The organism is Candidatus Sulfurimonas baltica, from assembly GCF_015265455.1.
Lineage (GTDB): Bacteria > Campylobacterota > Campylobacteria > Campylobacterales > Sulfurimonadaceae > Sulfurimonas > Sulfurimonas baltica.
Genome location: NZ_CP054492.1, coordinates 666,492 through 680,623, shown reverse-complemented (window position 1 = coordinate 680,623; position 14,132 = coordinate 666,492). Strand labels below are relative to the sequence as shown.

13 protein-coding genes and 1 tRNA gene are annotated in these 14,132 nt (G+C 31.1%); 2 read left to right on the top strand and 12 right to left on the bottom strand.

Annotation, left to right across the window (positions count from 1 at the left end):
* Positions 1-12 precede the first annotated feature (12 nt).
* The 11 genes from HUE88_RS03365 to HUE88_RS03315 all read right to left on the bottom strand — a co-directional run bounded on the left by HUE88_RS03365 (position 13) and on the right by HUE88_RS03315 (position 11,970).
* Positions 13-753 carry a hypothetical protein gene (locus tag HUE88_RS03365; protein WP_194371060.1) on the bottom strand — a complete coding sequence of 247 codons (741 nt, stop codon included), beginning with the start codon at positions 751-753 and terminating at the stop codon, positions 13-15.
* A gap of 423 nt (positions 754-1,176) precedes the next feature.
* Positions 1,177-1,407 (bottom strand): hypothetical protein, encoded by a 231-nt coding sequence (locus HUE88_RS03360; RefSeq protein ID WP_194371058.1) that lies wholly within the window; start codon positions 1,405-1,407, stop codon positions 1,177-1,179.
* 108 nt (positions 1,408-1,515) lie between these two features.
* Entirely contained in the window at positions 1,516-2,481 is a 966-nt protein-coding gene (locus HUE88_RS03355) for a DNA adenine methylase (RefSeq protein ID WP_194371056.1), read from the bottom strand.
* A gap of 423 nt (positions 2,482-2,904) precedes the next feature.
* The gene (locus tag HUE88_RS03350) at positions 2,905-4,377 is read right to left on the bottom strand and encodes a type I restriction-modification system subunit M (RefSeq protein WP_194371054.1); all 1,473 of its coding nucleotides are present in this window, start codon (positions 4,375-4,377) and stop codon (positions 2,905-2,907) included.
* Positions 4,378-5,364: a virulence RhuM family protein gene (locus HUE88_RS03345; protein WP_194371052.1), complete on the bottom strand. Its 987-nt coding sequence runs from the start codon at positions 5,362-5,364 to the stop codon at positions 4,378-4,380.
* Between the two features lie 14 nt (positions 5,365-5,378).
* The gene (locus tag HUE88_RS03340) at positions 5,379-6,377 is read right to left on the bottom strand and encodes a PDDEXK family nuclease (protein WP_194371050.1); all 999 of its coding nucleotides are present in this window, start codon (positions 6,375-6,377) and stop codon (positions 5,379-5,381) included.
* A complete protein-coding gene (locus HUE88_RS03335; protein ID WP_194371048.1) occupies positions 6,377-6,943 on the bottom strand; it encodes an SLATT domain-containing protein in 567 nt (188 codons plus the stop codon). Before HUE88_RS03335 ends, HUE88_RS03340 begins: the two co-directional genes overlap by 1 nt.
* Positions 6,927-7,796 carry an SMODS domain-containing nucleotidyltransferase gene (locus HUE88_RS03330; RefSeq protein WP_194371046.1) on the bottom strand — a complete coding sequence of 290 codons (870 nt, stop codon included), beginning with the start codon at positions 7,794-7,796 and terminating at the stop codon, positions 6,927-6,929. Before HUE88_RS03330 ends, HUE88_RS03335 begins: the two co-directional genes overlap by 17 nt.
* Positions 7,797-8,936: a restriction endonuclease subunit S gene (locus tag HUE88_RS03325; RefSeq protein WP_194371044.1), complete on the bottom strand. Its 1,140-nt coding sequence runs from the start codon at positions 8,934-8,936 to the stop codon at positions 7,797-7,799. It abuts the gene before it with no gap.
* Positions 8,933-11,635, bottom strand: coding sequence for a type I restriction endonuclease subunit R (locus HUE88_RS03320; RefSeq protein ID WP_194371042.1), 2,703 nt, complete (start codon positions 11,633-11,635; stop codon positions 8,933-8,935). Before HUE88_RS03320 ends, HUE88_RS03325 begins: the two co-directional genes overlap by 4 nt.
* Positions 11,636-11,880: 245 nt before the next feature.
* Positions 11,881-11,970 (bottom strand) — tRNA-Ser (locus HUE88_RS03315).
* A 147-nt stretch (positions 11,971-12,117) separates the two neighbouring features.
* Between HUE88_RS03315 and HUE88_RS03310 the strand changes: the two genes are divergently transcribed.
* Complete coding sequence (locus HUE88_RS03310; RefSeq protein WP_229860140.1) at positions 12,118-12,723, top strand: transglutaminase-like cysteine peptidase; 606 nt, start codon at positions 12,118-12,120, stop codon at positions 12,721-12,723.
* 56 nt (positions 12,724-12,779) lie between these two features.
* Positions 12,780-13,412: a transglutaminase-like cysteine peptidase gene (locus tag HUE88_RS03305; RefSeq protein ID WP_194371040.1), complete on the top strand. Its 633-nt coding sequence runs from the start codon at positions 12,780-12,782 to the stop codon at positions 13,410-13,412.
* Here the strand turns inward: HUE88_RS03305 and pyrF are convergent.
* Entirely contained in the window at positions 13,409-14,092 is a 684-nt protein-coding gene (pyrF, locus tag HUE88_RS03300; protein WP_194371038.1) for an orotidine-5'-phosphate decarboxylase, read from the bottom strand. The two genes, HUE88_RS03305 and pyrF, sit on opposite strands and share 4 nt — an antisense overlap.
* Between the last annotated feature and the right edge of the window lie 40 nt (positions 14,093-14,132).

Sequence of the window (14,132 nt, the reverse complement as noted above, 5' to 3'; positions counted from 1 at the left end):
CATATATAAACTTTATGCTAATGCAGGCATATCTTCTGTTGAAAAATAAGTTGTTCCATTGATACGGTTATCAGTCATTTTATTTATTCTGATTTTTCTTCCCAGGACTGGTTTGAACATAGCTTTATCAAGTTTCTTTCCGATTTTATTGTGCTTCAATTTGCACTCAAATGTTTTTACACTGCCATCATTTTCTGTTTTTATTGATATAAGTTTTACGTCGCCAGTCGGGTTTCCTTTTTTAAGAGCATTAGATACACTTGTTAGTTCAATATCTACAAAAGTATTTAACTCATAGCTTTCTACATTAGAATTTGGAATTACAATCATATTTGCCCATTGACCGCCGTATCTATGCTCTCGTGAAATCTCTTGCCCCATAGAATTTTTATTTATGTCTGTATATCTTACAATGTCAACTGTTTTGATTGTTTTACCAACCATTCCCTTAACTTCACTCTCTTTGATAATTCCTGCTTCGGCATTGAGTGTAAAGGTAAAATTAATTAATGCTCCCGTATCTTTATCAATCATTTTGTTCTGGATTTGGCATTTTATTACTCTGTCGTTCTCGTCTCTGCTCAATCTATAACCACTGATTTTTGCAATTATTGTATGACTTAAAAAAGCTTGCTCATTTTCTTGCTCTTCAATGGCAAGTAAATCAAATATATTCTCTTTTTCAACTGGTGCTATATTCGCATTAGACATTTTTATATCAACTTTTTTAGCTTCTTGTTTTAAATCTTCCATTTTATTCCTTTGCCGTATCTCAGGTCTTTTTATATTTTCTATATTTTGTATAGATTAAATTATTATAAAACTTTTTATCAAATTTCTTTTTTATTTAAGCTATTTAAAAGCTATTTTATGATTTAACTACAAAAAATTAGCCAAAAAACCCCTATCTATGGGAATTCTCTTTTTAAAAAGAATTTAAGTTTTCTTTATTTTTAAGCTATTTATTGTGATTTTTTCTTCAATATGGTCTAAATGGAATATTTGGATAATAAATCCTATCTTTATCTTCACTGACAATACTATTCATTTCTTCTATAAAAGTATCAATATCTTCTTCTGTCTCTATTAATTTTTTTTCTAAATCAATCTTAAACGCTCGTGCTTCAATTAATGCTCATTTATAATAATCATACTCTTCTATTTGTGCCTCTGTCATTATGATACCTTTATGTTTGAAAAGTCAGCTACAAAATAATCATATTTCAAATTACCATATCCGTCTGTTTCTTTACCTTGTTTATTAAAAAATTTTCCTAATGTTGGCACTTTCAATAGTCTATTATCTTCTAAATTATTAATGGTTTTTTCAAACCAAACATTATTTTCTTTATGTTGCTTTTTTGTCAGCTTAATTCTTGTGAAATATGTTTCAGACCAGTTCTTCATTTTATATCCTTTTTATTTTTTAAGCTAAACTTAAATTTAACTTAATGTAATCTTAACCTAAACTTAAACCAATGTCAAGTAAAACTATATTAAATGTAGATTTCTTTTTTAAATTGCCACCTCCACATTATTGATTTGATTATTTACTGCTCTTTGATTAGTGTAATTACTTACTAATATTTCTGTTGTATTCACTCGCTTATCCTTATTAGAGCTAATATTCTGTTTCATACTTATGTATTCAATCCTATATTTACTATATAAGTTTAAAGTTCTTTCGGTGCAACTATTAGATAGTAAGAAATAAGCTCCTATGCTGTCGATATAATCACACAACTCTTTCAGCTGCTCTTGTTCTTTAACTCCAAACCCCTCCTTTGTATAAGATTTTTCATTTGTTGAATTGTCATATGGACTATCAAAATAACAAAAGTCGCCTTTTTGAATATTATCCTTGATGCACATAAAATCTTTATGCTCTATAACCGTATTTTGAAGCTTTTTGCTGGCTTCTCTTATATAGTCATAGTCAAACTCTAAATCAGTCTTTTTATTCCAAGCTACATTATTTTGGTTCTTTTGATTAACTCTCCAAAGTCCGTTATAGCCTCCTTTCATTAAATACAAAAATCTACTGCCTCTTTCAATATCAGTTAGTTTATTGAATACCTCTAAATCTCTGTCAAGACTTCTAATCCTCATATAGTAATCAAGGTTAAATTCGTGTTTTCCTAAATCAACAATTAATTCTTCGACATTAGACTGAATAATTTTATAGCAATTAATAAGCTCATAGTTCATATCACTTATATAACCATTTTCAGGAACTTCTTTGAAGAACAAAGAGCCAGCACCGATAAAAGGTTCAAAGTAGTTGTTGTAAGTTTCAGGTAGTGTTTCAACAAGTTTGTCAGCAAGTCTTACTTTGCCTCCTACCCATTGCATTAGTGTTGTTGTTGTTTTTTTAGTCTGTGAGCTGTTTAATGACTGCTTTTTCATAATCAAGCCTTTTTTTTTAACTTTGATAATGGTAGATACAGAAAGATAGGTTTTTAAATGTGTTTCAAAATACATTTTTTGCAGTTAATCAGACAGGGTTTATAGTGGGTTATGAACTTTCCACTTAAATATAATCAATAATTTTATTTTAAATCTTGATATATATACTGATTAGAAATTGCTACGGGCAATTTTTAAATAGTGATAATAATGAGTTACATTTCTTGGTTCGGATAGAAAACTTCACAATTAAAGTTTTTATCGTTGGGGGAAGAATGTTTTATTGTAAGGAGAATTGTAGCGTAAGAAATCTTAAAATCTTCTTAAATGTATAAATCTTGCTTATGTTAATGATATTATACCAATAAATCATCCATAACACAAGCTTTTTCTAATAATTTATTAAAAATGTCTTTTTTTCAATGAATTATTGCGTAAAAGAGCGTTAGCGACTGATGTTTCATAAATCACCGCTCCTAAATTAATAGTGTATATTTACTATAAGAGTTGCTTCAACTCTTGTAAATCACTATTGATACTCACTGAAAGTGCTTCGATATCCCCTAAAATCTCATTAGTAGGTGGATATTCAATCTCTTCATATTCAATAGTTTTATAGCGATTGATAGATAAATCATAATCGTTTGCTACTATATCAGCGACATCAATAAAAAAGTGCTTTTTCGTAGATTTATATTCGGCAGTGTCTTTTTGTTTATATTTTTCTATAATATTTGGAATATCGTTTTGCTCGATTTTGTTTCTCTTGTCGTCTAAACTGTATCCGTCTGCTTCCATATCGTAGAACCAAACTTTATCAGTTGAGCCACCTTTTACAAAAACTAAAACTGCTGTTGATACTCCCGCATATGGTTTAAATACACCACTTGGCATAGATATAACAGCTTTTAGCTCATTGTTCTCTAAGAGGTTCTTTCTGAGGGTCTTATGAGCATTAGAACTACCAAATAAAACACCATCGGGAATGATAACACCACAACGACCACCAATATCTAAAACCCTTGTGATTAAATCCACAAAAAGAAGCTCTGTTTTAGTAGAAGAGATACTAAAATCTTCACTTTTGTCCTCTTTATCAATACTCCCTTTGAATGGCGGATTAGCTAAAACGACTTGATACTTGTCTTTTTCAGTGTAGCCTTTTCCAAGTGTATCAACTTGTTTTATATGTGGATTTTCTATATCGTGAAGCATCATATTCATCATAGATATTCGTATCATAGATATATCGCTGTCATTACCAAAGAATGTATCATTTGAGAGCTTATCCCATAAGTTGCTATCAGTTAGATTAGCTCCTAATCTTCCCTCTTTTTCTGTGTATGGTTGAAGCATATGAGTATAAGCACTTACTAAAAATCCTGCTGTTCCTACACTTGGGTCAAATACTCTTTCGCCAATTTGTGGATTAACAAGCTGAGTAATCATTTTTATTATGTGTCTTGGAGTTCTAAACTGTCCATTTTTACCACTTGAACTTATCTCAGATAAAAGATACTCATACATATCCCCTAAGCTATCCATAAAGCCTTTATCGTCCTCTTCAAGGATACTAAAAACCTCTTCAAGGGCTTCAACTGTTTCGCTTAGTAGTGATGGCTTTGTAATGATAAAAGCTAAGTCTTTAAGTGATTTGTTAAACTCGCTTCCCTCGTTGTATTTTTTGATAAAAGGAAATGCCACATCTCGAACTGTATTCAGCATACTCACACTATCTAACTCTTTGAAGTTATCCCACTTAGCTTGTTTGTCATTTTCAAAGATAGACACATAGTCTTCTCCAGTAAATGAAGCTTGTGATATTTTTTGCGTATCTTTTTCACTCAGCATTTTTAAAAATATAAGTGCTGTTATCTGCTCTATCGCATTAAGCGGATTGGCGATACCGCCACTCCAAAACTTGTTCCAAATACTGTCGATTTTACTTTTTACTTCGCTTCTTATGAACACTTATTTTCCTTTTATCTCTTTTTGAGAGCTCTCGATATGCTCTATAAAATCTTTCTCAACTCTTGATAATTCATTTTTTGTTTGTTCTTTATAGAGTTCATATTCTGCTTTTGCTTTTTCTATTGCTTGCGTATGACCACGAGAACCTTTATGAGTTAATATTTCATTTCCACTCATTTTTAAAAACTCATCAAGTCTCTCTATCCAATCTTTCATATACATTGGTTTGCGGTTTAAAGCTTGAAGTTCTGCGAGTTCCAAGTAAGCTGAAACAATACGGTTTAAAATATTTAGCTCTTCTTCATTTAAGTAGTTCTTAGCGATTTGTATCTCTTGCTTATTTGGCTTTGCACCTTTAAATGTAGTTAGCCCCATATTTTGCTCGGTCGCATCTGCTCTTTGAAAAATAATTTCAGCAGCAGTATGACCGTGAGCAGCGAAGTGCATTTTATTTTGGATAGTTTTAAAAAAAGTTATAGAAGTTTCCGCTTTTGCGTCATAATCAATGCTTGTTTCATAAATATCTAAGACTTTTCTATAAAAAACTTTTTCAGATGAACGGATATCTCTAATACGAGCAAGTAGTTCATCAAAATAAGTTCCACCGCCAACTTCTTTAAGCATTTCGTCATTCATAGTAAAACCTTTTACTATGTATTCTTTGAGCCTTGTGGTAGCCCATTGACGAAACTTTGTGCCTTGAAGTGATTTCACTCTGTATCCAACTGAAATAATCACGTCTAAATTATAAAAGTTAGTAGGCTTTTTAGCAAATTCGGATATTCCGAATTTCTTCATAGTTGCATCTTCTTCTAACTCATTTTCGGCATATATATTTTTAATATGTTCATTGATAGTAGAACGGGCTTTTTGAAAAAGCTCACCCATTTGCTCTTGGGAAAGCCACACTGTTTCATTTTCAAGTCGTGTTTCTAACTTTGTTTTACCATCATCGCTTTGATATATTAGTATGCTTGTTTCATTCATTTCACAATTTCCTTTTAAATCTCTTCAATCTCATAACCTAATCTACCCACATACTCTAAAAACTTTTCAATATTACCTTTTCCCCATTGGTTAGAAATAGTATATTTTTTATCCCCAATTTGTAGTAGTTCATCGTCTTCAACAAAGTATCTTGCCAAGCCATTACCATCTCTTCTTTGTTGTTCAAGAGCAGTTTCGATTTCAACAAATAATCGTCCTCTTATATCACTTGGAAAATCTTGTGTTAATTTTTCATAAGAGATACCTTGATTATCTTTTATATATTTTAGCCATACACTACGGACAATACCTCTTTTTCCAAGACCAACTTCTCCATTGAAGTTATACTTTGTATTGTCTCTTGCTCCTCTTAGCACTTCTCTTCGCTCTTCTTTTTGCTCTCTTACTTTTACTTGATAGCTCTCTGCCTCAGGTAGTGGGATTATCTGTTGAACATCTATCAAAATATCTTCATTATGTTTATAAGGTATAAGCCTATAACAGCGAATATCTAAGTCTCTTTCATTGAGCCACATTACAGATGTTGTAAGCTCTTTGGAAAAATCACTTGAAACCAAAATAATTCTAACATCCGAAGCAAAATTATCTTTATTGTCTCCAATAAAACTTAACAGCTCATCTTCGGCATTTAATTCACTCTCTATTGAAATAAGATACTTGCTAAAAATCTCTACTGCTCTAACAAAGGTAAGTGTTGAAACCATTGAAGCATATCGTATAGCTTGTAAATCCATATGCTCACCAGTTTCAGTGCGTTTGAGTTCGATTACAACTATATTTCCATCTTTATCTATACCAAGTAAATCTATTCTTCGTTTGCTATCGCTCCATTCGGAAAACTCTTCTGAAATAATCAATATATCAGGAGCTATGACATCTATCTGCTTTTTAAGAGCATTTTGAATATGTTGTCTTTCTAATATACCCTCGTTAGAGAATTGCGTTTGCTCTATTTTTTTAAAATTATCATTATCGAGTTTAAATATCGCCACTATTTCCCACCTTTTCTAAGCTTATCAGGCAAGAAATTATCTATCTCTTCATCACTAAAAGTTAGCTCTTCATTTTGTTTCAATGCTTTGGAAGCTTCATCATAAGCTTTATTAATTGTTCTTTCAGCACCTTTATAAACAGTAAAAAGCTCTTTTTGTAATATGTCTCTTTGCTCTCGAATTTGTGCTTCTGTCATAGCATTAATTTTAATATCTGTTAAAAGTGATAAATATTTTTCTCTAATGTTCCATAATTTTATTGCGGCATCAGAATGTTTTTGAGCTATTTGTCCTAAATTATAATTTTTTATATAGGTTGTTAAAATAAGTAGAGTTGTTGAAATAATCGCAGATATAATTCCAACTACATCATTATCTCCAAAAACTGTAATCAATATACCAGTTGTAGTTAATGCCGATAAGACAATCTGAATAATTTTAATAGTATGATTTCTCGCATTTAGTATATCCGCACATTTTTCTTGTGTTTTATGCGTCCATACTGTTCGCCCAAAAAGTTCTCTTATCTGAGCCTCTAAAACTTCCATATTAGAATTTAGTGCCATAAATTTCTCTCCATTTTTCATTTGCTGAATATTCATTTCCATTAGTATCATAATCTATTGCTTTTATTGCTATGTTATAGCATTGTAAGGCTTTATATTCAAATTTGCCTGTTCGCCATACATATTGATTACTACCAACTGCCAACCAATAGCTTTGGTTTTCATTTTGTTCTTTCAAATATTTTAAAAAATCTCTTGTCATAAAGTCATAATACAAGAATGATTTATCTTTGTTTTCCCAAGTTTTTATAAAGTTGTATGCCAATGTGTCAATTAGTAATCCTCCCATTGGAACATCCCATTTATCTTTCCAAGCTCTTGCCATACGACATAACTGCTTTAAATTTTTGTTATATAAAATATTTGCTTGTCTTATTTCTTCTATTTCAGGTTTTGGGTTGGTAGTTTTCCAAGAGCCTCCATTGTTGCTGTCAGGGTAAGTATAACTTTTATCTGTGTTAATGAAGCAAGGAACAATCTCAAAATTTATGCCATCAGTAAAATCAACTTTAACTACTTGTCCATCAGCTTTTATATATGAGTTATATGTTTTTTGTATAGAGTTTTTTACTGCTTGTAGTAAGGCTGATTGCCCATTACCTTTATAATTATCATATTGAACATAAACATCATACGGCAATATAAAAAGCATATCTATATCACTGATATGAATTTCTGTATCTCTTCCATATGAACCTACATATAAACTATGGTTTGTTTCTGATGTGCTAACATAAAAATCAGTATTTAATCGTTTAGTAATTTGCTTATATCGATACGAAATATTTGAAACATTTGTATCTGAAATTCGTATATTTGAACAAAAATTCTGAAATTTTTCTGCTACACCCATTTATGAGACCTTACCTTTAAAAGCTTTATCCATAAGGCTATTATGTAAAACTTCCAAGTGCTCTAACTTTTTAACTTCTTGCTCTTTTATTTTCTCTGTTTTTTCAACGATTGAAGCAAATTTATTTTGTAGTAATATTGGTGGATATGGAATATTGAACTTTTTAATCTGAGTATAATTTAAGGCTTCTCTTGTAGCCCCAGATTGATTGGAAATAATTTGATTTTGAAAACTATCAGTAGAAATCATAAAGCTAAGATATTCATTATTTAACTGTTCAGTAAGTCTAATGATACAAACGTGTTGATTTACATTTGCTCTTGTAGTATCTTTGTAAATAGCTGTTCTGCCGATTGAAGCACCCGTAATATTTAATAATACATCATTAAATTTGACTTGGCTTCTTTTCATTTTAGTATAAACTTCTTCTGAAATATAATAAATACCGTCATAATCCATTTCATTCATTCTAACATTTTGACTTCGGATAAATCTTATTTCTCCCTCATCTAAATAAGAACTTTGCCCACCTTTTGGAGTAGAACCACTTGATACAAGAGTAGTAAATTTATCAAGTTTTTCAATCTTCCACCCCATAGGATTTTTAATAGGATCGCCAAACATCTCTATAAACTTTGATTTTAAAAACAAATCATACTTCGCTATAAGCTCTTTTTGTTTCTCTATCAAAGCAGAGCTAATATCAAGAACTTTTACTATCTTCTCTTGTTTTTGGAGTGGTGGAATTAGAATTGGATATTTCGTTATGTTATCCATTTTGATATAGTTTGTAGCAGAACCAAACTGCTTACTTTCGTTATGAACAATCCAGTATCGTTTTAAATTGTAAAATATGTATCTTGAATTTTCTGTGAAATTATTGAGAATATAAGTTCTTTGATAAGCCTCAAACTTACCATCATAATACAATGCTAATCCAACATTAGCACCATTTCCAGCAAGAATGATTGACTTTCCTTCAAAACTATATGTATTACTCTTTATTGGTTTGGCGGCACAAGTAAAAAACAAATATTGTCCATTTTCTACACCGTGATTAGCATCTTTTTTGCCCGTAGATACATCACAAAGATTTTCAAGTTTCTCAACTCTCCACCCATTAGGAACTTTTCCTATCATTTAACATCTGCCTTATCGTCAATTATCTCTACCAGCTCATTCATAAGTGAGCCTTGAAACATTCCCATTATTCCCATTTTATGGAACTTTGTGAATGGATTTGTCATTAAATCTTTTCTATTTATGTCGTGTTTCTCTTCCACATAATGCCTTATAGCTTTTATAAAATCTATCTGTGAAGATGTGAGTTTATGATTACGAAGAAAGTTATCTAAAAGATGCGGAAGTTTATACTCTTTCTTGTTTATAATGGCTTTAAATATCTCAACCAAGTCATATGACTTACACTCGTATATCTCACTAAGCTTTTCTACCTCTATATCTTCTTTGAGTAGCTCATTTTTGAGTAGTTCTATCTCTTCATCGCTTAGTGTAGCTCCAACAAACAACTGTTGTAATGTCGGGCTTTCATTTACCATCTTTTGAATGGTTTTTCGTATGTGCTCTTCATAAGCTTTTAGCTCAACACTGCTATGAAGCGGTTTCACGCTTTTTATCTTAGTGGTATCTATAAAATCCTCTAAATCGAAATGCCCTACAACTATCTCAGCTCTTGATTTATACTTCATAAGCGGTGCGATGATGTCTGTTATCTCATTGGTAGATGTAAAATCCATCTCATACCAGTATCGCCCCTCGCTTGCTTTGTCTAAAAGCTCACTATGAGTATTGACAGCGGATATACTTTTGTTGATACGAAGCTTTTCAATATCTACTAAAATGCTATTGATATATTTTTCAATAAGTTTAGTGTCTTCTTTGATTTTTACATTTTGAAGTTTTTTCACTTTTATGCGAAATTGTAGTTCTTGCGGTTCTTTCACTTCAAGTCTATCTACAAGCTCAGAAATGTTTCCAAGAGCCATAAGGTTGTCTCTTAGATTGTTGTAAAAATCGTTATTCACTTTACTTAGAAGCGAAGCTTTTGATTTAATGAAGAAGTCCTCTCTTGGAAGTGCTTCTATTTGAGATTTTATCTCTTGCTTGATATGTTCAAACTCTTCACCTTGAAGTGATTTTAACATTATCATATTTTCATTAAAAAGTTTTCTATTGAGACTTATTTGCTCACTTGGCTCAAACCCCTCAGGATTTTCATTGAAGTAATCAAAATTACCCCAAAAGTCAAAGATTACGAATTTCTCTTTTAAAAACTCTTCGTCATAAAGTCTTGTTCCTCTTCCTATCATTTGCCAAAATTTAGCACGAGAGAAAACTGGCTTAGCAAACACAAGGTTCATAATACTTGGAACATCTATTCCAGTATCAAGCATATCAACTGATATAGCTATATTGAAGCCACTATTTACATCTCTAAACTCTTTGATAAGCTCTTCTGTATTGTTTAGCTCCGAAACGATTACCTTAGCCACCTTTGAGTGATACTGTGGAAATAGTTCGTTAAAGAGTGTCTCTAATCTATAAGCGTGTTTTTTGCTCACTGCGAAGATAATCGTTTTTGATGGTAGGTTTGATATTGGGTGTATGTAGCAGTTTTCCATAAAAGTAGTGAGAATTTTTCTGTTCGTGTCATCATTGATAACCATCTTCTCAATGGCTGAACCCTCATAGTTTATATCTTCCTCTATGTATCCGCTGTTTCTTAACTTTTCTTGTTCTTCTTTTGAAAGGAGAGTAAATTTAATTCCCTCTTCTTGGAACTTCGTTTGAACACTCATAACTTCGTAATCAGATAAGAAGTCGTCTTTTATAGCTTCTTCGTAGGTGTAAGCAAAAGTTGGATTGCCTCTATCTGTTCCAAAAAACTGAAATGTATCTCTATCTATAAAATCAACTGGGGTAGCTGTAAGACCTAACTTTATGGCATCAAACTTTAAAAATAGTTGTCCATAGTAGTTGTAAATACTTCTATGACTTTCGTCCGCTATGATTAAATCAAAAAAGCCTTGTGATATCTCCGTCTTTTTGAGTAAGCTCATCATAGTTTGATAAGTTGATACATACAGTCTTTTATCTTTTTCAAAACTATCAGCTTCTATGCGTTCTCGTGATTGATTTGGTAAATGCTCTTTGAAGTTGTCCATAGCTTGACGAGCTAATTCTCTTCTATCTGCTAAGAATAAAACTCTTTTAATGTAGCCTTGACGAAGTAAAATATCTACAAGGGAGATAATCGTTCTTGTCTTACCCGTTCCCGTAGCCATTACCCATAAAATACTTCTGTGTTTATTGTTTAGGGTTTCAAGTGATTTAGTAATAGCATTTACTTGATAGTATCTTCCTGCTATATCTTTATTGAGTAATTCAGGAGATAATTTTATATTGTTCTCGTTGCGTTTTCTGTAAGTTTCTAAATCGTCCAATGAATGATATGAGAGGACTTTTCGTATAGGAAAATTTTCACTATCCCAAAATTCTATTTCAAGCCCGTTAGTGATATAAACAAATGGAGCAAAGCCTTGAACATTTTTTATTCTACGAACATAATACTCTGCTTGTGTCTTAGCACTTCCAACAGATTTATTTTCTCTTTTAGCTTCAACGATAGCTATGATTTGTCCAGCTTTATTTTTAAGAGCATAATCTACAAATCTTTTAGTTCTATCAAAAAATGGTGGCAAGTCATCATCAAGTTCAATGACATACTCTTCAATTACTTTCGTAATATCTTGAACATTCCACCCGCACTTGCTTAACTCATCATTAATTAAATTAGTTCTTGTTTTGGCTTCGTTCATATAAACTGCACTCACTTTAAATTATTATAATAAGTCTATCTAAAATATAGTAAAAATCTTTCTTAATAGATTTATTTAATTTTTGTTATTCATCTCTGTTTCTCGTATGAAATCCCAATATATTCATACCTAAATGATAAATAATGTTGTATAGTTTGAATATAGAATATGTCGTCTTTTTGTCGTCTTTAAGTGATTAATTAATTATGAGAGTTTTAAGAATGCCTATTTTGAGGGTCTTCAAGTGGTGGACGAGGAGAGGTTCGAACTCTCGGTACAGTTACCCGTACGCATCCTTAGCAGGGATGTGGTTTCAGCCGCTCACCCACTCGTCCATTTGAAGACCGTGATTATAATCATATATTTATAACAATTAGCTTAATTATATAATTTTAAGATTACATGTAGAAATATTTTTATACAAAGAGTGTATAATTTCAGTATTGTTTATATGAGGAGTAAATATCAAAATATTTATATTTGTGTTCTTTTTTTCCATAATTAATGCTTCGGACTATCCTAACTTTACAATTCAAGAGTTACATAATATAGAAAAAAAATCAGGCTCTATTTCTAAAAACAGAATTATTGACTATGAACAAAGTATTGCACTCTTCAAAAAATATCCAAAATCTAAACAATTAATACAAGTAAATTTTTATTTAAACAAACTTTTACCACAATATGACGCAATAACTCAAAAGCAAGAAGATTACTGGTCAACTCCAAAAGAATTTTTAATTACTGGTTATGGAGATTGCGAAGATTATGTAATAATCAAATACTTCACACTATTAAAACTAGGATTTAAAGAAGAAAAATTATTTCTCACTACAGTACGCGAAAAATACTATGGGGGCTACCATATGGTTCTTAGTTATTTTAAAGATAAGAATAAGCCACCACTTATTTTAGATAATCTTAGTTTTAAAATCTTAGACATAGAAAAAAGAGTAGATTTAGAGGCAGACATATTTATCAATTCAAGTGGTGTTTACAAGATAGATAAAGAGTATAAACTAACAAAAATTGCTAATAATTTTAAACAATATGACAACCTCAAAGAAAAAATAAAAAATAAAAAATAAAATCGTAATTTTATGGAACTATTGTTGCATATGATTACTCAATTAATGGAGGCTTAATGAATATTAAAATTTTTAAATCATTTTTTTTTACATGTACCATTGTTTATGCCTCAAACTATCCTAATTTTACAAAGTATGAACTAAACAATATAAAAAAACACTCAGGGCAAGTTGCTAAGAATAGAGCACTTGATTATACTGAGACTATAGAATCATTAAAAAAACTGCCTATCCAAAAACGGTTAGACAGAGTAAATTTTTATTTAAATCAATTACCTACAAAATCTGACATGGTAAATCATAACAAAAGTGACTATTGGGAAACTCCTAAAGAGTTTTTGACTTGTGGTTATGGCGACTGTGAGGACTACGCCATTATAAAGTACTTTACACTTTTAAAACTTGGTTTTTCTAAAGATAAACTTTTTATAACTACTGCTTATGAAAAATATACTGGGCAGTACCATATGGTTCTTAGTTATTTTGAATCAAAGAACAAGCCGCCATTGATTCTTGATAATCTTAGTTTTAAAATCTTAGATTTAAACACTAGAGTAGATCTCAAAGCAGATATCTTTATTAATTCAACAGGAACTTATAAAATCAATAAAAATAATATTTTAATGAAATTGGACAAAGAGCATCCAAAATTTAAAGAATTAATGCAAAGGGTAATAAAAGAAAGTTAGAGCTTTTTTAAAATCTTTTCTACTACTGTTGCAGGATTTTGGGCTCTATAAATAGGTCTACCAACCACAATAAAATCTACTTGTGCATTTAGAGCAAACTCAACATCTGCTACTCTTTGCTGGTCACCTGCATCCTCACCGAAAGGTCGGATTCCAGGAGTTAAAGTCATAAACTCTTTACTTGTAATATTTTTAATAGATTCACTCTCATAAGCTGAACACACTACTCCATCTAAACCACTATCATAAGCATCTTTTGCGAATTGGTCAGCCTTCGTAGCAATACTTTTTTCATACACTTCACAAAACTCTTCTTCTGAAAAAGATGTAAGTGCCGTTACTGCCAAAACTATCGGTCTGTTTTCATATGAGCTAATTCTCTCCATAACCTCTTTCATAGCACGTTTTCCAGCACTTGCATGAATATTAAACATATCAACTCCAAGCCCCATAATAGACTCTGCTGCATCGGCCATGGTATTAGGAATATCATAAAGTTTCAAGTCTAAAAATATTTTAAAATCAGGGTTTATTTTTTTAATAGCAAGTAAAAAGTCTTCACCATCACGAATATATGTACGAAGTCCAACTTTTAGCCAAACATCATAATCTTTTATTTTGTGGATTAAATCTAAATTTTCTTGTTTTGTGGGTAAGTCGAGGGCAACACATAATTCCATAATAACTCTTTGTTGTTTAATTATGAAATTATATCATTTT